The following is a 20,282-nucleotide window of genomic DNA, read 5'->3' on the forward strand; positions in this document are numbered from 1 at the left end:
TACCCCGCGATACCCCTTCCCCGGGCAAAACCCTATATAATGTGCGCTTTTTTAGCCTTCCTGAATCCGAGGAGTCTTAGTGAGCACGTTGCCACCCTGCCCGAAATGCAATTCCGAATACACCTATGAAGACGGCGCCCAACTGGTCTGCCCGGAGTGCGCCCACGAATGGTCCGCCAACGGCGAAGCCGAGGCCGCATCCGATGAAACCGTGAAAAAGGACTCGGTCGGTAACGTCCTGCAAGACGGCGACACCATCACCGTGATCAAGGACCTCAAGGTCAAGGGCACCTCGCTAGTGGTCAAGGTCGGCACCAAGGTCAAGAACATCCGCCTGTGCGATGGCGACCACGACATCGACTGCAAGATCGACGGTATCGGCCCGATGAAGCTCAAGTCCGAGTTCGTCCGCAAGGTCTGATATTCCGGCTATCGCCCCGTGCCAGGCACGGGGTGAAGCCCTCCCCGCTCCCGCCAGACTCCCCTCATTTCCCGCTACATATCAAAAGGCCAGCCCTTTTGACCCACAACAATTTCCACACAGAAAAAAGCAGAAACCGCCAATAGGTACTTGCTATTCATTGAATAAGAATTATTCTCATTGAAACCCATCAAGGAGATGAGACTCATGACTTATTTGATCGACGCATGGCTGGACCGCCCACACCCTTACCTGAGAATCCTGCATCGGGAAACCGGGGAAGTCTGTGCGGTACTGGAAGAAGAAGCCTTGAACGAGCTACAGGATCAGGGCGACCTGGACCTCAACGGCCTGAGTTCCAGCGAGCCGGTGGTACTCAAGGAACTGGTGCGCAACCTGTTTCTGTTCTGCTATGCACGGGCCTTGCGCCCTGCTGGAACACCTGAAGGGCAAGGCCTGAGCGCAAAAATACGTCTATGACCCCACCTGACCCCTCTGCCAAGGCAAGCCTTCTCGCGATCCCTACACCGCAAACACGGCGTATGGATCGCGAGCAAGCTCAACCCGGCAGCTGAGGCTTACAGAACGTCGAGTAGCTCGACGTCAAATACCAGAACGCTGTGCGGCGGGATGCTGCCAACGCCTTGCGCGCCGTAAGCCAGCTCGCTCGGCACGTACAGACGCCATTTGCTACCGGCATTCATCAGTTGCAGCGCCTCGGTCCAGCCAGCGATCACGCCGCCGACCGGGAATTCCGCAGGCTGGCCGCGCTCGTAGGAACTGTCAAACACGGTGCCGTCGATCAGGGTGCCGTGGTAGTGGGTACGCACGCTGTCTTCACGGGATGGCTTGGCGCCTTCGCCCTGGGTCAGCACTTCGAACTGCAGGCCGGAGGCCAGAGTGGTGATGCCTTCACGCTTGGCGTTTTCAGCCAGGAAAGCCAGGCCCGCACCAGCAGCGGCTTCAGCCTTGGCAGCGGCTTCGGCCTGCATGATTTCGCGGATCACCTTGAAGCTGGCGGACATTTCTTCCTGGCCTACACGGCTAGGCTTGCCGGCGAACGCGTCGGTCAGGCCAGCCAGGATGGCGTCCAGGCTCACGCCCGGTGGCGGGTTGTCACGCAGCTGGTCGCCCAGCTGACGGCCGATACCGTAGCTGACGCGGGTTTCGTCGGTGGACAGATTTACTTCGGACATGACACTGCTCCGCTGTGCGGACGGCTCGGAAATCCGCCGTGCGTACACAGCGCATCCCGGGACGCCCGGAACCAAAAGGGCGAGCAGACTAGCACAGATGCCATGGCGATGATGAACGTGCGTCCCGCCTGTCAGGCCGAGCGGACGGCGAGGGGCACCCTCAGGCTGTCATCGGTACCGGCCGAGAGGCCACACATCTCGTCATGCACTGAGGCATGGATCAGGTTGAAGGGCAGCTTGGGAAAGGCGTGCAACACTTCCCGGGCATGCTCCACCGAACGCAGATGCAACATCTGACCATGGGCGTCGCTCAACGGATAGGCCGCCCCATGCATCCGCGCCTCGAGCAGATAGATGCCGCCTTCGAGGGAGATCAGGTTCAGCTCGTCGATTTTTCCGGCGACGGCATAAGCATTCAACTCGTGCAGGTTCATGAGTGCACCTCGCGCAGTTCAAGCCCGTGACCCTTACAGGGATATGCCCCGACCGGTAAAAGCACAAGCCACAAACGACACCGCCCGTCCGTTTCACAACGGCCGGGCGGCGCGGCTACAGCGGTGATCAGGCGATCAGTGCTTGGTCAGCTTGTCCAGGTAGCCCATGGCGAAGGCCGAAATCACAAAGGTCATGTGGATGATCACGTACCACATCAGGTACTGCGGCTCGATGTTCTTCGCATCCATGAATACCCGCAGCAGATGGATCGAGGAGATCGCCACGATGGACGCGGCCACCTTCATCTTCAGCGAGGAGGAGTCCATCTTGCCCAGCCAGTTGAGCTTTTCCTTGTCCTCGTCGATGTCCAGCTGGGACACGAAGTTCTCGTAGCCGGAGATCATCACCATCACCAACAGGCCACCCACCAGCGCCATGTCGATCAACGACAGCAGCACCAGGATCAGATCGGACTCGGCCATGCTGAACACATTGGGAATGACGTGGAAGACTTCCTGGAAGAACTTCAGGGCCAGGGCCAGCAGCCCCAACGACAGACCAAAGTAGATCGGCGCCAGCAGCCAGCGCGAGGCGTACATTGCATTCTCGATAAAACGTTCCATTGAATCTCACACAGGTCTGAAAACGGCGGCGAGTATATCAGCCGCCCAAAAGCCCATAAACCGCAACCAAATCCATTACCTGCGCGTCTGCCAAAGCGTTTTCTGCTAGTGTCGGAATCACGTGAACAGCTCAATGACATCGGACAGGAAGCCTGGAGAATGGATTTGCGATTGCCTTTGGCGGGTACCGGCCTGTGTATCGCGGTACTGCTCAGCAGCGGCTGCTCGCCCAGCGACGAGAAGCAGCAAGTCAGCCTGGAACAGAAAACCGCACAGTTCGAACAATCCCTGGACGCTATCCAGGACCCCAAGCTCAAGGACGCCATCGCCGACCTGGGCGGTTCGCTGTTACTGCTCGAACGCGCGCAACTGCGGCTCCAGAACAAACCCATAGAGACCGAATACGGCGATGACGCCCTGGCCCTGCTCAAGCACTACCCCAGCCCGCAGGCGCTGGTCGACACCTACCTCAACGGTCTGTTCGTACTACGCAAGACCTCCAATTCCGACTACCTGACCGACCTGCAGCCGGTGTTTCCCTTCAGCTTCAACATGCCGGCGCAATTCCCCTTCCCCCACGGCCTGGAATGGCAATCCGTGACCCTGAGCAACGGCAAGGTCATCGCCTTCCAACCCGAATGGTCGGAAACCGATCCCGGCATCCAGTTGAGCCCGTCCAGTTCCAACCTGACCAACCCGGATGACCTGACGGTGACCTACCCGTTCATCGAAGGCCTGGAAGTCGAAAACAAGAACCAGCCCCAACCCGTGACGCTGCAAGGCAAGGCCGAAGTGATCGCGCCACACCAGGTCCTCACCTTCGAACTGGGCAAGGCCGATATCGGCAAGCAACGCAGCGACAAGAATGTCAGCGTGAAACTGCTGTCCCTGGACAAGAACAGCGCCGAAATCGAGTTGACCAACAGCGCCCCATTGTCGCCCGAACTCAGCGAGACGCCGCTCAACCCATTGCTGGTGCAGGCACGGGACACTACCGGGCAGATCCTTTCGCGCTCCGGGTCGATCAACGAAAACAGCCAACAGATCGCCTTCTACACCAAACAGCTCAGCGAAATGCAGAAGCAGAAGGCCTGGAGCCAAGCGTTCGAGCAGCAGCTTGAAAATGAGCGCAAAGCCTTCGAGCGCGAACAGCGCAGCCATTACACCAAGGTGTATTTCAACGGTCTGATCGACAAGCTCGAAGTCAATGTGTTGGACTTCTCCGCAGCCACCATCACCCGCAAAGACCTCAATCTGCCGGTGCGACGCTTCGACCCTCTGACCACCGACAGCAAGATCCAGCCCCTGCCCATGCCGGTAGTGGTGTATGACGACCAGGCACCGAACTACCTCAAGGGCGCCAACCTCGACCAAGAAACCTTGAAGAAAAGCGTGGTCGTTCATCAATCCACCGAGGACGCCAGCGCGGCGCGGATCGAGTTCGACCACCCGAGAACCTTCAATGACGAGTTGCTGGGCACGTCCTTCTCCACCGGCGACAGCCCCGTGACCTTCTTCACCCAGAACGAAAACGGCAAACGCGGCGAGCCCATCGAACTGCCATCGGAGGCAGTCGAGGTCGATCCGATGCGCAGCTCGATCACTTACGACCTGACCCTGTTCCCGGAAACCCCGGCTTACGCCGTCGGTGCGATCCCGCTGTTCCTGGCCAGCATCGAGAAGAAAGCCCTACCCGTCAGCCAGCTACCCAAAGGCCTGGAACTGCGGGGCAATGCGCTGATCGTCGACCAGCGCCTGTTCCCGTCCGAGGCCTGGCGTTTCTACGCCAAGGACGGCAACGGCCAGTACCTGAAGGAGATTCTTGCGGTCAGCCATGAGGCGCCGGCAAGCGGCCCGGCCTTGTTCGACGTGCATTACTTCTATGGGCAGCCCACCGAGCTGGAAACCTACCAGCGCAGCGAACTCAACACCGTCGAATATGGCTTTGAGGTCAAGCTCGACAAGCTGGAGAACCCACTACCCGCCGAGTAGGACTCAGCGGTAGGGATTAACGGGAGATTGCGTCAATGGCGGCAGCGTTCGCCATTGATCTGCCGTAGTTGCGCCTGAAGGTGCAGGCACCAGATCTGCGGATCGTCGGCCAGCTCATAACCATGGGTGGTCAGGCTTTCGACGATGGAATCAAGGATGGATTCGGCCACGCTGGGACCGCAGAAAGGTCCCTGGGCCTTGATGGCCGAAGGTTGCTCGCCAGCCATTCCGGCCGCGAACAGTAGGGTCCACATTCCGTTATCTCCCGCCAGCGGGCGGATACTGCATTCGATACGGGTGACCAGGCCAAGACACTGGCGGGTAAGGCAGAGGTTGCGCGACATGGCGGCGACCCTCGGTAGATCCGGTATTCAGCCCTCATGTGAAGACTGTTTCGATCCAGTGACGACTGTCGTTCTCCTTGCCTGAGAATAGGAAGAAAAGCCTGAGAAGCAAAGTTGACCGGCTGAACAGGCGCCGAATGGTCTATTCGCGAAAGTTGACGCCAGCGGACCGGCGCCGCGACGAAGGCCAAGCCCTCGTCGCGGCAAGGCTCATGCCGGCTTGGTTTGCGCCAATGCCTCTTGCGCCTGCTCTTTTTCCGCTTCCTTGAGGTCCTCCTCGCTGACCATTTCAGCGATGACCCGCAGGCGCTCCACCACCCGCGCGTTGACGCTGCCTTCCGGGAACTGGCCATCCGCATCCGGCTCGCCCGCGGGCTCGCCGACCAGCAGGCTCAGGGCCTCGTCAGCCTGGCGCACGGCATACACGTGGAATTGCCCGGCGCGGACCGCCGCCAGCACCTTCTCATCGAGCATCAGGGTCGCGACGTTGGCGTGAGGAATGATCGCACCTTGCTCGCCCGTCAGGCCCCGAGCTTCGCAGAGGCGGAAGAAGCCTTCGATCTTCTCGTTGACCCCGCCAACCGCCTGCACTTCGCCGAACTGGTTGATCGATCCGGTAATGGCAAAGCATTGCTTGAGCGGGGTTTTCGACAAGGCCGAGATCAGCGTGCACGCCTCGCCCAGCGATGCACTGTCGCCATCGACGTAACCGTAGGATTGCTCCAGCGCGATGCTCGCCGAGATCGCCAGGGGGAATTCCTGGGCGTAACGACTGCCCAGGTAGCCGGTGAGAATCATCACGCCCTTGGAGTGAATCGGCTGGCCGAGATTGACCTCGCGCTCGATGTCGACGATACCGCTGCCCCCCGGGTAGACCGTGGCGGAAATCCGCGCCGGCACGCCAAAGGCCGAGTCGCCCACTTCCAGCACCGTCAGCCCGTTGCACTTGCCTACCGCAGCGCCATCGGTGTCGATCAGGATGATCCCCGCCAGCATGTCGTCGAGAATCCGCGCCGAAACCCGCCCGGTACGGGTGGCCTTGGCTTTGAGTGCCCGTTCGATGTGCCCGGCATCGGTCATCTCGTCCGAGGCCAGGTGACGGATGAAGTCCGCCTCGCTGACCAGCTGGAACAGATCGCCAATACGCGCCGACAAGCGCCCCTGGTGCTCCGCCAGCCGGGCGCTGTAGGTTGCCAGGCGCGCCACCGCGTCCGCGGTCAGCGGTGCCATTCCTTCTTCGGAAGTGCGGGTCTTCAGCAGCTGGGCGAACTGTTCGAGGCTCTCGTCCACCATCGGGATGTCTTCGTCGAAGTCCACCAGCACGCGAAACATTTCCTGGAAGTCCGGATCCAGGTCCTGCAGCGTGTAGTACAGCTGGCGGGCACCGATGATCACGACCTTGACCTGCAACGGGATGTGTTGCGGGGTCAGGGTCACGGTGGCCAGGCGCCCCAGTTCGCCCAGCGGCGACTCCATCTTCAGCTTGCGCGATTGCAGGGCCCGCTTGAGGGCATCCCAGACAAAGGGTTCGCTGAGCATCTTCTCGGCTTCGAGAATCAGGAAACCGCCGTTGGCCCGATGCAGGGCACCCGGACGCAACTGCCGGTAAGTGGTGTAGAGCGCGCCCTGATCGGTGCTGTATTCGATGCGGCCAAACAGGTTGTCGTAGGTCGGGTGCGGCTCGAACACCACCGGCGCGCCGCCATTGGCCGGGTGGCCGACCACCAGGCTCGGGCCGTACTGTTCTTCCAGCAGCTTGCGGGCCACGGCGTCGGTCTTGCTGTCGTCCACCAGTTGCTCGACCACGGTCTTGAGCAGGTACACCTGCATGGCTTGCAGGTAGCCACACACACCGGCGTTTTCCGCGTACTTCTCGGACAGCGGCGCCAGCAGCGGCTGCAAGGCCAGGGTAATGGTTTCTTCGTTGAGGTGACGCAGCTGGTTGCTCGACTCGCGCTTCCACTGCGGCAGGCTCGCCAGTTCTTCGTTGAGGCGCTCTTCCAGGGCGGAAATGTCCTCATGGAAACGCTCGCGATCGGCTTCGGGCAATTGCGCGAACTCGGCCTCGTCCAGCGCCTTGCCGTCGAGCATCGGGGTGAAGGCGATATTGCTGCTGTCGCGGTACAGCGCGACGTCCTTCTCCAGCGCCAGGCGCTCGATAACGTCGAGGGCACGGTCGTAACGCTGGTTGAACGCGCGGTCGATGGCGCTTTTCTTCTGTTGATAGGACGGATGCTCGAAGACCGCCGGAAAGGTCGCCAGCAGGTTGTCGATCAGGCCGTTGATGTCACTGATGAACGCACCCGCGGCCCCCGAAGGCAGCTCCAGCGCGCGTGGCTCGCGTGGCTCATCGAAGTTGTTGACGTAGACCCAGTCGGACGGGGTCTGCAGACGTTTGCCTTCAGCCTTCAGGTAGCGTTTGACGAAAGAGAAGCGGCCAGTGCCGGGCTCGCCCATGACAAAGACGTTGTAACCGGGGCGTGGCATGGCCACACCGAACTGCAAGGCTTCGACCGCACGTTCCTGGCCAAGCACACCGCGAAAGGGCTCCAAATCATTGGTGGTCGAGAAGCTGAACTGTTCAGCGGAAAACGGACGGGTCAGCGCTTCGGGCGCTAGACGCAAGCTGGCAGCAACAGGATCAGGCATCGGGCTTCCTTACATCAGGCGGGGCAGATGGGGCATTCTGGCGCCGGGTACAGCGGCTGGCAAGGCGCGACGCAGCGAAAGCGCGGACAGATCCCCGGCCCCACGCAGACAGCATAAAAACCGTCTATTTCAAGGAATGTCATGCAAAAAAACACGGAACCCTTGGAATCTGCCTAAACTCCAAGCTGCGCGGCTGGACTAATAACCGGCCCACTGGCGCCGACATGGGCCAGAACCCTTGTCCATTGGTTTGCACACAAAGAGAACAAAGCTATGAAACGGATTCTTCTCGGTACTCTCTTCACCGCTGTTTCCATCAATGCAATGGCCCAAGCGCCAGGCGGTCCGGATTGTGGGTGGGGCAACCTGCTGTTCGAAGGACAGCGCGGCACTCCGGCTCACTTCCTGGCCTCCACCACTAACGGCACCTCCGGTAACGCGACCTTCGGTATGACTTCCGGCACCAACGGCTGCTCGACCAACAGTGCGCTGACTTACGGCGGCAAATCCTGGTTTGCCATGAATGGCATGATGAACGAGCTCTCCGAAGACATGGCCAAAGGTGAAGGCGAAGCGCTGACCACCTACGCCGTGGTCCTGGGCGTCGCTCCTGAAGACCGCGCGCACTTCGCCGCCGTCACCCACGAGCACTTCCAGCAGATCTTCAGCAAAGCCGATGTGACCGCGGAAGATGTGCACACCAACACCCTGGCCGTGCTGAAAAGTGATGCACGCCTGGCCAAGTACGCCACCCCGGCTTAATCTCGACCCGCCCGCTCTTCTCGGGGAGCGGGCTTTTGTTTTTCGGACATGACCCCTCCCGGGTCTTTGTTTTTTCCGACTCAAGTTGCCCACCATGCTCAAACGCCTTGCCTCCCTGGCGCTCTGTGTCTGCGCCCCGCTGTCCGCCGCGCCACAAATCGACCACTCACGTTTGCAGCAACTGGCCAGTGATCCGTTCTGGATTTCCCTTGGCCACTACGAAACCGCCAAGCTCGGTGGCTGGCGCAGTTATGTCAGCGACCCGAAGTTTTTCCTCGCCAAAGACGGTGCCGAACACCCCGACGCCGAACTCAAGGCCACCCTTGACGCGCTCTACGCCCCCGCCGGCAGCGCCAACCAGCATGCTCAATGCGTGTACCCCGCCCGCACCCGCTGGCTCAAGGCCCAACTGCGCCTGAGCGATCTGCCGGCGGTGGACTGCAATGAGTTCAACCAGTGGTTCAAGGACGTCTCGCCCCACAGCACGGTGATGATTTTCCCGGCGGCCTACCTGAACAGCCCGTCGTCGATGTTCGGCCATACCCTGCTGCGCATCGACCAGGCCGACGTCCAAAGCAACCACACCGCCCTGCTCAGCTACGCGATCAACTTCGGCGCCTATATCGAAGGCTCGGACAACAGCATTCTCTATGCCTGGAAAGGCCTGATGGGCGGCTATCCCGGCCTGTTCGCCCTGGTGCCCTACCAGGAAAAGCTCTCGGAGTACCGCAGCCTGGAAAACCGCGACCTGTGGGAATACCGGCTGAACCTGACCCAGGCCGAAACCGAACGCATGGTCGAGCACGTCTGGGAACTGAAGCAGATCAAGTTCGACTACTTCTTCTTCGACGAGAACTGCTCCTACCGCTTGCTCGAGCTGCTGCAGGTCGCCCGTCCGAGCCTGCGCCTGACCGGGCAATTCCCGCTGACGGCGATTCCTACCGACACCGTCAAGGCGGTGAAGGAAGCCGGCCTAGTGGAGAAGATCGAATATCGTCCGTCCCGCGAACGTGAGCTGCTCGAGCGCGCCAAGCCGCTGAGCAGCGACGAACAGCAATGGGTGCTGAAGGTCAGCGCCGACCAGCAACAGTTGCAGGAGCCGGCCTTCAAGGCCCTGCCACGAGACCGCCAGGCGTTGATCATCGATGCGGCCTATCGCCTTGAGCGCTACCGGGCCAACGGTCAAGAGCGCGATCCGCAACGGGCGCAGCGCAGTTTCGAACTGTTGCGGGCGATCAACCGCAACCCGCCGCCCGAACTGTCCATCGAACGCCCTGGCCTGCCGGAAGACGGCCATGAATCGCGCACCTGGCAGGTCGGCGTGGGCACCCGCGGCGACCAGGCCTTTGGCGAATACGGGCTGCGCATGGCCTATCACGACCTCAATGACAACGCCGAAGGTTTCCCCCTGGGCGCACAGATCGAAATCCTGCAGATGAAGCTGCGCCAGTACGAAGGCAACAATTGGCAGCTACAGCAACTGGACCTGGCGACCATTCGTTCGCTGACGCCGCGTAACGAACTGCTGCAACCCTGGTCCTGGCAGGTCACCGGCGGCCTGGAGCGGGTGCCGGGCAAACACGACGATGAAACCCTGGTCAGCCATGTCAACGGTGGCGGTGGCGGCACCTGGCAGCTCAGCGAGAACATGCTCGGCTTCGCCCTGGGCACCGTGCGCGTCGAGCACAACGCCGATTTCGCCGGTTTCATCACCCCGGCGGCCGGCTTCAACACCGGCCTGCTGTGGAAAAACCCGTTGGGCAACTTCAGCGTCGAAGCCAAGGGCGATTACTTCACCAATGGCGAGGTGCGCCGCAGCCTGAGCCTCAACCAGCAATGGGAGCTGTCGCGCAACCTGGGCCTGCGCCTGAGCGCCCAGCGCGAGTTCAGCCACCTGGCCACGGCGGAAAACGAGGTGATGCTGGAACTGAAGTGGTACCACTACTGACGCCCGGTAGCATTCTTGCCGCGCTTTCACAGACCACTGACGAATCCCCTTCTAGACTTTCTCTATCAGCCGTTGAACGGCGTGGGAGTCAGAGATGTGGCGGTATGCGGTAGTGGCAGCGTTGCTGGCGTTGATAACCGGTTGCGAGACGACCCACGAGCAGTTGCTCAAGCAGGGTTATCCGCCGGCCTTCGCCGACGGCTTCGATGATGGCTGCGCCAGCGGTCGCCAGGCCGCCGGGGCGATCAACGGCGAATTTCGCAAGAACGTGCCGCGCTACCTCAAGGACCCGCAATACGCCGAAGGCTGGAGCGACGGCTTTCGCCAGTGCCAGGCCATGCTGGAAAACCAGGACCGCAACGATTATCGGGAACGTCACTGGGACGAACGCGAACGCGCCTGGCAAGAAGAAAAAGACCGCGACGCCGCGCGAGCCTATCGCTCACAGTAAGTCGCTTTCAGGCATGGCCAGAAACCAAAAGGCTGCGACCATGGCCCACACCTCCATTACGGGAAAACGCCCATGAGCCGAGCCTTCGTCAATGAGGAACTGACTGCCGCCCAGGCCGACCAACCCGTGGAACGGCAGATCAGCGCGCAGCCCAACTACGTCACCCCGCAGGGCCTGAGCGAACTGCAGGCCAAGGTCGCGTTCCTGCAAACCCGGCACAACGAACAATCGGCGCTGGGCGACCAGGCGGACCCACAGCAACTGGCCGATATCGAACGCGACCTGCGCTACTTCAACCAGCGCCTGCAAAGCGCCCAGGTGGTTCCCCAGGCGACATCGCGGTCGAAAGTGCAGATCGGCAGCCGAGTCATCTTCGCCGACGAGCACGGCACCGAGCAGTGTGTGCAACTGGTGGGAGAGGATCAGGCCGATGTCGCCAAGGGCCTGATCAATTGGGGCTCGCCGTTGGGCCGGGCGCTGCTGGGCACCCAGCTTGGCGATGAAGTGCTGTGGCAGCGGCCGGCGGGTGATCAGTTGATCGAGGTGATCCGCATCGACCCGGCTTAAACCACGCCCTGGGCCAGCATGGCATCGGCGACCTTGACGAAGCCGGCGATGTTCGCCCCTTTGACGTAGTTGATCCGGCCGTTTTCTTCGCCGTAATGCACGCAGGCGTGGTGGATCGACTGCATGATGCTGTGCAGCTTGCTGTCCACCTCGCCGGCGCTCCACAGCAGGCGCATGGCGTTCTGCGACATCTCCAGCCCGCTGACCGCCACGCCACCGGCGTTGGACGCCTTGCCCGGGGCGAACAGAATGCCGGCCTCGATAAAGATATCCACAGCCTCCAGGGTGGTCGGCATGTTCGCCCCTTCAGCCACGCACATGCAGCCGTTGCGCAGCAGCGTGCGTGCCGACTCGGCGTCCAGTTCGTTCTGGGTGGCGCACGGCAGCGCGATGTCGCACGGCAGCGCCCAGGGGTGCTGTCCGGCAAGGAACTCGAGGTTGAACCGCGTCGCCAGCTCACTGATGCGCCCGCGCTTGACGTTCTTCAGCTCCAGCACCGCCTGCCATTGCTCCTCGGTCAGCCCGGCCTCGCAGTACAGCGTGCCTTCGGAGTCCGACAGGGAGATCACCTTGCCTCCCAGGTCCATGACCTTGCGCGCGGCGTATTGCGCCACGTTGCCGGAGCCGGAAATCGCCACGCGCTTGCCCTCCACCCGCTCGTCACGGCGCTTGAGCATTTCTTCGGCGAAGTACACGCAGCCAAAGCCGGTAGCCTCCGGACGGATCAGACTGCCGCCGTAACTCATGCCCTTGCCGGTCAGCACCGAAGTGAACTGATTGCTCAGGCGCTTGTACTGGCCGAACAGGAAGCCGATTTCCCGGGCGCCCACACCGATATCCCCCGCCGGCACGTCCACGTCCGAACCGATATGGCGATACAGCTCGCTCATGAAGGCCTGGCAGAAGCGCATTACCTCGGCGTCGCTCTTGCCCTTCGGATCGAAGTCCGAGCCGCCTTTGCCGCCGCCCATGGGCAGCGAAGTCAGGGAGTTCTTGAAGGTCTGCTCGAAGGCGAGGAATTTCAGCACCCCCAGATTGACCGAAGGGTGGAAGCGCAAACCGCCCTTGTACGGGCCGATAGCACTGTTCATCTGGATGCGGAACCCGCGATTGACCTGGACCTTGCCCTGATCGTCGACCCACGACACACGAAACACCACCGCCCGCTCCGGCTCACAGATGCGCTCGAGAATGCCCGAGGTCAGGTAATGCGGATTGGCCTCCAGGAACGGCCACAGGCTGCGCAGCACCTCTTCCACTGCCTGGTGGAATTCAGGCTGGTCAGGGTCGCGCTTTTTCAGGCGGGCGAGGAAGTCTTCGACGGATTCGATCATGGGAAAGTCTCGGCAAATTTATTGTCGTTAACGCAGATTTGCCCGGGACTTTAGCAACTCGAACAGCACCATGACAGAGCAAAATGTCGCAGTTATGAATTTAAATGGTGCAATTGATATAAATTTTCCGCCATTTCCGGCATTTAACGCACCATTCAGGGGATCAGAACCACCAGCAATGCCCCATGTTGGCGAACCCGAAAAACAGGCAAAAAAAACGGAGCCCGAAGGCTCCGTTTCTTTCAAGCAACTTGCCCGATCAGGCCAGTTTCTTGTAACGCACGCGGTGCGGTTGGGCTGCCGCGTCGCCGAGGCGCTTCTTGCGATCGGCTTCGTACTCGGTGTAGTTGCCTTCGAAGAACACCGCTTGCGAGTCGTCTTCGTACGCCAGGATGTGGGTCGCGACACGGTCGAGGAACCACCGGTCGTGGGAGATCACAATGGCGGCGCCCGGGAAGTCCAGCAGGGCTTCTTCCAGGGAACGCAGGGTTTCGACGTCGAGGTCGTTGGACGGTTCGTCGAGCAGCAGGACGTTGCCGCCCTCTTTCAGGGTCAGGGCCAGGTGCAGGCGGCCACGCTCACCACCGGACAGGTCCTTGACGAACTTCTGCTGGTCGCCGCCCTTGAAGTTGAAACGGCCGACGTAGGTACGCGACGGGATCTCGTAGCTGCCGATGCGGATCTGGTCGGAACCGTCGGAGATCTGCTGGAACACAGTCTTGCTGCCGTCCAGGTCTTCGCGGCTCTGGTCGACGCAAGCCAGCTGCACGGTTTCGCCGACTTCGATGCTGCCCGAGTCCGGTGTTTCCTTGCCCATCAGCATGCGGAACAGGGTGGACTTACCGGCGCCGTTACCGCCGATCACGCCGACGATGGCGCCTTTGGGCATGGAGAACGACAGGTTGTCGATCAGCACGCGATCGCCGTAGCCCTTGGTGACGTTCTTGAACTCGATGACCTTGTCGCCCAGGCGCGGACCGGCCGGGATGTAGATCTCGTTGGTCTCGCTGCGCTTCTGGAATTCCTGCGATTGCATTTCTTCGAAGCGGGCCAGACGGGCCTTGGATTTCGACTGTCGAGCCTTGGCGCCCTTGCGCACCCACTCCAGCTCTTCCTTCATGGCCTTTTCATGGGCCGACTGCTGCTTGGATTCCTGGGCCAGACGATCGGACTTGGCTTCCAGCCAGCCCGAATAGTTGCCCTCGTAAGGAATACCGGCGCCACGGTCGAGCTCGAGGATCCAGCCGGCGACGTTGTCCAGGAAGTAACGGTCGTGCGTGATCGCAACCACGGTGCCCGGGAAATCATGGAGGAAGTGTTCCAGCCAGGCCACGGAATCGGCGTCCAGGTGGTTGGTCGGTTCGTCGAGCAGCAGCATGTCCGGAGCGGACAGCAGCAGGCGGCACAGGGCCACGCGACGCTTTTCACCACCGGACAGGTGTTCGACCTTGGCGTCCCAGGCCGGCAGGCGCAGCGCATCGGCGGCGACTTCCAGCTGGCGCTCCAGGTTGTGGCCATCGCTGGCCTGCAGGATCGCTTCGAGCTTGGCCTGTTCGGCAGCCAGCTTATCGAAGTCGGCATCCGGATCGGCGTAGGCCGCGTAGACCTCGTCCAGGCGCGCCTGGGCGTCCTTGATCACGCTGACCGCTTCCTCGACCACTTCACGCACGGTCTTGGTCGGATCCAGCTGAGGCTCCTGGGGCAGGTAGCCGATGTTCAGCTCGGGCATCGGACGGGCTTCGCCCTCGAACTCGGTGTCGACGCCGGCCATGATTTTCAGCAGGGTGGACTTACCCGAACCGTTGAGGCCCAGCACGCCGATCTTGGCGCCCGGGAAGAACGACAGAGAGATGTTTTTCAGGATTTCCCGCTTCGGCGGAACAACTTTTCCCAGCCGATGCATGGTGAAGACGTATTGAGCCATGATGAACCTAGCGTCAGTGACTGATGAATGGAGAGCGGGCGAAGCCCGGGCCAGGCCATGCGCGGCGCCGGCATTTGATCGCGATCAATGCCTGCGTACGGAAAAAGCCTGATTGTCTGGAGCTGGAGCGCTCCCGCGTAACCGGCAAAGCTACCTCAATGGCCGGGCAAGGTCCAGCCAGCCAGGGCTGGCACTTTGCCACAACTCAAGGCATGCTAGCCGCCCTTCGGGCGTCCGGCTTATAGTGCACGTCGCGCCAGTCCAGCCAAACCGCAGGATCACAGTTTGTCCAATGCCACTCCGCCCTTTTCCCTGCGCGCACCTGCACCTGCGTCCAGCTCGCCCCTGCGCGGCACCCTGAAAGGCGTGCTGGCGACCCTGGTCCTGCTGCTGCTCGCCCTGCTGTTCTGGCAACTGCTCGACCAACTGCAACAGAGCCGCAAAGACCAGCGTCAACACGCGATCGACTACAACGCCGACCTGGCCGAGCACATCAGCCTCAACCTGGCACTCAATGCGCAGATCGCCCTCAACCTGCTACCGATCGTCGAACCGCCCCAGAATGCCGAACAGCAACAACTGCTGCTGAAAAGGCTGCAGCTGTCCCTGCCCGACCTGCAAAGCATCGCGCTGCTGGATGCCAAGGGCCAGCTCATCAGCGACAGTGGCGCCGACGGCCAGGACGCCGCATGGCTTGCCGAGCTGACCAGCCGCAGCCGCGGCCAGCGCTACTACTACAGCAACGCCACCAACGGCGCGCTGGTACAGCTGCTGTTGCACCAGCCCAGCGGCGCCCTCAAGAGTTACTGGGTGCTGCGCCTGGCACCGTCTTTCGTCCAGTCCCTGGAGCCCAGTCCCGACCAGGGTTTTCACCCGACCTGGGTCATTGAAAACCGTCTGAACCAGAAAACCCTCAGCCGCGACGACGGCAGCAACACCCCGGTGAGCACCGACGACATAGCCAACAGCGTGCTGGTCGCGCCACTGGGCAATAGCGACTGGCAACTGCGCGGCCTGTTCGACGATCGCGCGGTGATCGAGCAACTGTTGCCGGCGTTTATCGCCAAGTGCCTGCTGGGGCTAGCGTTTTCCCTGCTGCCGGTGATCGCGTTGCTGAATATGCGCCGCCGCCAGCGTCAGTTGCACGAAGGGCGTCGGCGCTATCAGGATATTTTCGAAGGCACCGGGGTCGCTCTCTGTGTCCTGGATATCTCCGGGCTGCCGGCGTTTCTCGACAAGGCGCAACTGCACGACAGCGAACAGCTCAAGGCCTGGCTGGAGCACAGCCCACAGCAGCGCCAGCTGCTGCTTGAAGAACTGCGCGTCACCGAGGTCAATCAGGTGGCCCTGCGGCTGCTCAACGTCGACTCCTGCGAGCAGGCCTGGAAACTGCTGATCGAAGGCAGTCCGCTCCACAGCAGCGCCATCGGCAACCAGTTGCTGGAGACCGTGATCAACCAGCACAAACAGCTGGAGCTGGAAATCCGCCTTAGCGACGCCCAGGGCCACGACCAGCATCTGTGGCTGGTACTGCGCCTGCCGGAAGACCCCTGCGACTATCGCGCGGTGATCCTCAGCATCAGCGACATCACCAGCCGCAAGCTCATCGAGCTGTCGCTGCTGGAGCGCGAGGGTTTCTGGTCGGATGTGGTGCGCACCGTGCCGGACCACCTTTATGTGCAGGACGTCATCAGCCAGCGGATGATCTTCAGCAACCATCACCTGGGCCAGACCCTCGGCTACAACAAGACCGAACTGCACCAGATGGGCGAGTATTTCTGGGAAATCCTCCTGCACCCGGAAGACGCCGACCTCTATCACCGCCTGCGCCAGGAACAGCGGCATGCCGGCTACCTGCAGTTGCTGCAGTGCCACTTGCGCTTTCGCCACCGCAGCGGCCAATGGCGCTGTTTCGACATCCGCGAACAGGCCCTGGCGCGGGACAAGTACGATCAGGTCACGCGCATCATCGGCGTGGCCAAAGACATCACCGACCAGATCGAGGCCAGCGAATCCCTGCGCGACAGCGAACGACGCTATCGCATGCTCGCCGAAAGCATCAGCGACGTGATTTTCTCCACCGACAGTAAGATGGCCCTCAACTATGTCAGCCCCTCGGTGCAGTCGGTACTGGGTTATGACGCGGAGTGGATCTTCCAGAACGGCTGGCAATCGACCATCGCCAACCCGCAACAACTGACCGGCATCTACGCCCTGATGGAGCGGGTCAGCAAGGCCCTGGACAAGCCCGAGCAACTGGCACGCCTGCGTAACCAGGTGCAGACCCAGTTGTTCCTGTTCGACTGCCTGCGGGCCGACGGGCGCAAGATTCCGATCGAGTTGCGCCTGGTGCTGGTGTGGGACGAACACGGCGCTTTCGAAGGCGTGCTCGGGGTCGGCCGCGATATCAGCCAGCAGCGTCGCGCGGAAAAAGACCTGCGCATGGCGGCCACGGTATTCGAGCACTCGACCTCGGCGATCCTGATCACCGACCCGGCGGGCTACATCGTCCAGGCCAACGAAGCGTTCAGCCGGGTCAGTGGCTACGCGGTGTCCCAGGTGCTCGACCAGTTGCCGAACATGCTCACCGTCGACGAACAGCAGGAAGCCCACCTGCGCTATGTGCTCAAGCAGCTGCACCAGCACAGCACCTGGGAAGGCGAGGTCTGGCTCAAGCGTCGCAACGGCGAGCACTATCCGGCCTGGGTCGGCATCACCGCGGTACTCGATGACGAAGGCGACCTGGCCAGCTACGTATGCTTCTTCACCGACATCAGCGAACGCAAGGCCAGCGAACAGCGCATTCACCGCCTGGCCTACTACGACGCCCTGACCCACCTGCCCAACCGCACCCTGTTCCAGGACCGCCTGCACACCGCCCTGCAATCGGCGGAGCGGCAGAAGTCCTGGGTGGTGCTGATGTTCCTCGACCTGGACCGTTTCAAGCCGATCAACGACTCCCTGGGCCACGCCGCGGGCGACCGGATGCTCAAGGAGATGGCCACCCGCCTGCTCGATTGCGTCGACGATGACGACACCGTGGCGCGCATGGGCGGCGATGAGTTCACCCTGCTCCTGCAACCGCGGACCAGCCGCGAGATCGCCCTGAACCGGGCGATCCACGTTGCCGAACAGATTCTCGCCAGCCTGGTGAAGCCGTTCGTGCTCGAAGGCCGTGAGTTCTTCGTCACCGCCAGTATCGGCATTGCCCTGAGCCCGCAGGACGGCAACGAACTGAGCCAGCTGATGAAAAACGCCGACACCGCGATGTACCACGCCAAGGAGCGCGGCAAGAACAACTTCCAGTTCTACCAGGCCGACATGAATGCCAGCGCCCTGGAACGCCTGGAGCTGGAAAGCGACCTGCGCCACGCCCTGGAACAGCAGGAATTCATCCTCTACTACCAGCCGCAGTTCAGCGGCGACGGCAAGCGCCTGACCGGCGCCGAGGCCCTGCTGCGCTGGCGCCATCCGCGACGCGGGCTGGTACCGCCGGGAGACTTCATCCCGGTGCTCGAAGAACTGGGGCTGGTGGTGGATGTCGGCGACTGGGTCATCAGCGAAGCCTGCCGCCAGCTCAAGGTATGGCATCAGGCCAAGGTCCGGGTGCCGAAGGTCTCGGTGAACATCTCGGCCCGGCAATTCTCCGATGGTCAGCTGGGAATGCGGATCGCCACCATCCTCAAGGACACCGGCCTGCCGCCGGCCTGCCTGGAGCTGGAACTGACCGAAAGTATCCTGATGCGCGAAGTCAGCGAGGCGATGCAGATCCTCGACGGGCTGAAGAACCTCGGCCTGAGCATCGCAGTCGACGACTTCGGTACCGGTTATTCATCGCTGAACTACCTCAAGCAGTTCCCCATCGATGTCTTGAAGATCGACCGCACCTTCGTCGACGGCCTGCCGTCCGGCGAGCAGGACGCGCAGATCGCCCGCGCCATCATCGCCATGGCCCACAGCCTGAACCTGGCGGTGATCGCCGAGGGCGTGGAAACCCATGAGCAATTGGACTTCCTGCGCGAGCACGGCTGTGACGAAGTCCAGGGCTATCTGTTCGGCCGGCCGATGCCGGCCAACAGCTTCGAAGGGCAGTTCAGCAACGACGCGCTGTTCATGTTCGATTGACCCCGGGCATCGCCATCCCTGTAGCCGCTGCCGCAGGCTGCGATAAGGCCGAAGGCCTTCTGGCCTCAAGAGCACGACCACTGCGTGGTCGATCGCAGCCTGCGGCAGCGGCTACAGGGCTCAGCCTGGGCAGCTCATGAACACCACTTGTCTGCGACATGATGTCCTTTCATATGCCATCTAAAACCCGTTGGGTTAGAATGCCCCCCTTTTCTGCCCCGATCCTTGAGGACCGCCATGTTCAGCCGTGATTTGACTATTGCCAAGTACGACGCCGATCTCTTTGCCGCCATGGAGCAAGAAGCTCAGCGCCAGGAAGAGCACATTGAGCTGATCGCTTCGGAAAACTACACCAGCCCTGCGGTGATGGAAGCTCAAGGCTCGGTGCTGACCAACAAATACGCCGAAGGTTACCCAGGCAAGCGTTACTACGGCGGCTGCGAATACGTCGACGTGGTTGAGCAGCTGGCCATCGACCGTGCCAAGGAGCTGTTCGGCGCCGACTACGCCAACGTCCAGCCGCACGCCGGCTCGCAAGCCAACGCCGCCGTTTACCTGGCGCTGCTGTCGGCTGGCGACACCATCCTGGGTATGAGCCTGGCCCACGGCGGTCACCTGACCCACGGCGCCAGCGTTTCCTCCTCCGGCAAGCTGTACAACGCCATCCAGTACGGCATCGATGCCAACGGCCTGATCGACTACGACGAAGTCGAGCGCCTGGCGGTCGAGCACAAGCCGAAAATGATCGTGGCCGGTTTCTCTGCCTACTCGCAGGTCCTGGACTTCCCACGTTTCCGCGCAATCGCCGACAAGGTCGGTGCCTATCTCTTTGTTGATATGGCTCACGTTGCGGGGCTGGTCGCCGCTGGCGTCTACCCGAACCCGGTGCCTTTCGCCGACGTGGTAACCACCACCACCCACAAGACCCTGCGCGGTCCACGTGGCGGCCTGATCCTGGCGCGCGCCAACGCCGACATCGAGAAGAAGCTGAACTCCGCGGTATTCCCGGGCGCCCAGGGCGGTCCGCTGGAGCACGTGATTGCCGCCAAGGCCATCTGCTTCAAGGAAGCGCTGCAGCCTGAGTTCAAGGCCTACCAGCAACAAGTGGTGAAGAACGCCCAGGCCATGGCCGGCGTGTTCATCGAGCGCGGTTTCGACGTGGTTTCCGGCGGTACGCAGAACCACCTGTTCCTGCTGTCGCTGATCAAGCAGGAAATCTCCGGTAAAGACGCCGATGCCGCTCTGGGCAAGGCCTTCATCACCGTGAACAAGAACTCCGTGCCAAACGACCCACGCTCCCCGTTCGTTACCTCCGGCCTGCGCTTCGGTACTCCGGCTGTGACCACTCGCGGCTTCAAGGAAGCCGAGTGCAAGGAACTGGCTGGCTGGATCTGCGACATCCTGGCTGACCTGAATAACGAAGCGGTGATCGACGCCGTTCGTGAGAAAGTCAAAGCCATCTGCAAGAAGCTGCCGGTATACGGCGCTTAATTAGCAGAGCGTTACCTGAA

Annotated in this window: 16 protein-coding genes; 9 read left to right on the forward strand and 7 right to left on the reverse strand. The window is 61.7% G+C overall.

Annotation, left to right across the window (positions count from 1 at the left end; all coding sequences use genetic code 11):
- The first annotated feature begins 79 nt into the window (after positions 1-79).
- Positions 80-421, forward strand: a complete 342-nt coding sequence (locus J4E58_RS15755; protein ID WP_007924748.1) for a zinc ribbon domain-containing protein YjdM — start codon at positions 80-82, stop codon at positions 419-421.
- 207 nt (positions 422-628) lie between these two features.
- Complete coding sequence (locus J4E58_RS15760; RefSeq protein ID WP_062824541.1) at positions 629-901, forward strand: hypothetical protein; 273 nt, start codon at positions 629-631, stop codon at positions 899-901.
- A gap of 98 nt (positions 902-999) precedes the next feature.
- Here J4E58_RS15760 and J4E58_RS15765 read toward each other — a convergent pair whose 3' ends face one another.
- From J4E58_RS15765 to J4E58_RS15775, 3 genes are all read right to left on the reverse strand, one after another.
- A complete protein-coding gene (locus J4E58_RS15765; RefSeq protein ID WP_007924751.1) occupies positions 1,000-1,617 on the reverse strand; it encodes an FKBP-type peptidyl-prolyl cis-trans isomerase in 618 nt (205 codons plus the stop codon).
- 131 nt (positions 1,618-1,748) lie between these two features.
- Entirely contained in the window at positions 1,749-2,051 is a 303-nt protein-coding gene (locus J4E58_RS15770; protein WP_009045713.1) for a DUF6482 family protein, read from the reverse strand.
- Between the two features lie 135 nt (positions 2,052-2,186).
- On the reverse strand, positions 2,187-2,675 hold the full coding sequence (locus tag J4E58_RS15775) for a TIGR00645 family protein (protein WP_007924753.1): 489 nt from the start codon (positions 2,673-2,675) through the stop codon (positions 2,187-2,189).
- Positions 2,676-2,834: 159 nt separating this feature from the next.
- Here J4E58_RS15775 and J4E58_RS15780 point away from each other — a divergent pair, with 159 nt between their 5' ends.
- Complete coding sequence (locus J4E58_RS15780) at positions 2,835-4,667, forward strand: hypothetical protein (protein WP_087091941.1); 1,833 nt, start codon at positions 2,835-2,837, stop codon at positions 4,665-4,667.
- 32 nt (positions 4,668-4,699) lie between these two features.
- Here J4E58_RS15780 and J4E58_RS15785 read toward each other — a convergent pair whose 3' ends face one another.
- Together J4E58_RS15785 and J4E58_RS15790 are read right to left on the reverse strand one after the other, a co-directional pair.
- The gene (locus tag J4E58_RS15785) at positions 4,700-5,011 is read right to left on the reverse strand and encodes a hypothetical protein (protein WP_007924756.1); all 312 of its coding nucleotides are present in this window, start codon (positions 5,009-5,011) and stop codon (positions 4,700-4,702) included.
- Positions 5,012-5,221: 210 nt separating this feature from the next.
- Positions 5,222-7,660 carry a Lon protease family protein gene (locus J4E58_RS15790; RefSeq protein ID WP_009045716.1) on the reverse strand — a complete coding sequence of 813 codons (2,439 nt, stop codon included), beginning with the start codon at positions 7,658-7,660 and terminating at the stop codon, positions 5,222-5,224.
- Between the two features lie 273 nt (positions 7,661-7,933).
- Between J4E58_RS15790 and J4E58_RS15795 the strand changes: the two genes are divergently transcribed.
- The 4 genes from J4E58_RS15795 to J4E58_RS15810 all read left to right on the forward strand — a co-directional run bounded on the left by J4E58_RS15795 (position 7,934) and on the right by J4E58_RS15810 (position 11,388).
- Positions 7,934-8,422, forward strand: coding sequence for a DUF3015 domain-containing protein (locus J4E58_RS15795; RefSeq protein WP_007924760.1), 489 nt, complete (start codon positions 7,934-7,936; stop codon positions 8,420-8,422).
- 94 nt (positions 8,423-8,516) lie between these two features.
- Positions 8,517-10,370 carry a DUF4105 domain-containing protein gene (locus tag J4E58_RS15800; RefSeq protein ID WP_087091940.1) on the forward strand — a complete coding sequence of 618 codons (1,854 nt, stop codon included), beginning with the start codon at positions 8,517-8,519 and terminating at the stop codon, positions 10,368-10,370.
- A 94-nt stretch (positions 10,371-10,464) separates the two neighbouring features.
- Positions 10,465-10,821 carry a hypothetical protein gene (locus tag J4E58_RS15805; RefSeq protein ID WP_087091939.1) on the forward strand — a complete coding sequence of 119 codons (357 nt, stop codon included), beginning with the start codon at positions 10,465-10,467 and terminating at the stop codon, positions 10,819-10,821.
- Between the two features lie 72 nt (positions 10,822-10,893).
- Complete coding sequence (locus J4E58_RS15810) at positions 10,894-11,388, forward strand: GreA/GreB family elongation factor (protein WP_007924763.1); 495 nt, start codon at positions 10,894-10,896, stop codon at positions 11,386-11,388.
- Here J4E58_RS15810 and gdhA read toward each other — a convergent pair.
- A complete protein-coding gene (gene gdhA, locus J4E58_RS15815) occupies positions 11,385-12,722 on the reverse strand; it encodes an NADP-specific glutamate dehydrogenase (protein ID WP_087091938.1) in 1,338 nt (445 codons plus the stop codon). The two genes, J4E58_RS15810 and gdhA, sit on opposite strands and share 4 nt — an antisense overlap.
- Before the next feature lie 259 nt (positions 12,723-12,981).
- Positions 12,982-14,646 (reverse strand): energy-dependent translational throttle protein EttA, encoded by a 1,665-nt coding sequence (gene ettA / locus J4E58_RS15820; RefSeq protein ID WP_007924767.1) that lies wholly within the window; start codon positions 14,644-14,646, stop codon positions 12,982-12,984.
- A 285-nt stretch (positions 14,647-14,931) separates the two neighbouring features.
- On the opposite strand from ettA, the gene J4E58_RS15825 reads away from it, so the two are divergent.
- The gene (locus J4E58_RS15825; RefSeq protein WP_087091937.1) at positions 14,932-18,771 is read left to right on the forward strand and encodes a bifunctional diguanylate cyclase/phosphodiesterase; all 3,840 of its coding nucleotides are present in this window, start codon (positions 14,932-14,934) and stop codon (positions 18,769-18,771) included.
- Between the two features lie 237 nt (positions 18,772-19,008).
- Positions 19,009-20,262, forward strand: a complete 1,254-nt coding sequence (gene glyA, locus J4E58_RS15830) for a serine hydroxymethyltransferase (RefSeq protein ID WP_007924771.1) — start codon at positions 19,009-19,011, stop codon at positions 20,260-20,262.
- Positions 20,263-20,282 lie beyond the last annotated feature (20 nt).

It is taken from the genome of Pseudomonas sp. FW305-25, from assembly GCF_017351415.1.
Taxonomy (GTDB): Bacteria; Pseudomonadota; Gammaproteobacteria; order Pseudomonadales; family Pseudomonadaceae; genus Aquipseudomonas; species Aquipseudomonas chlororaphis.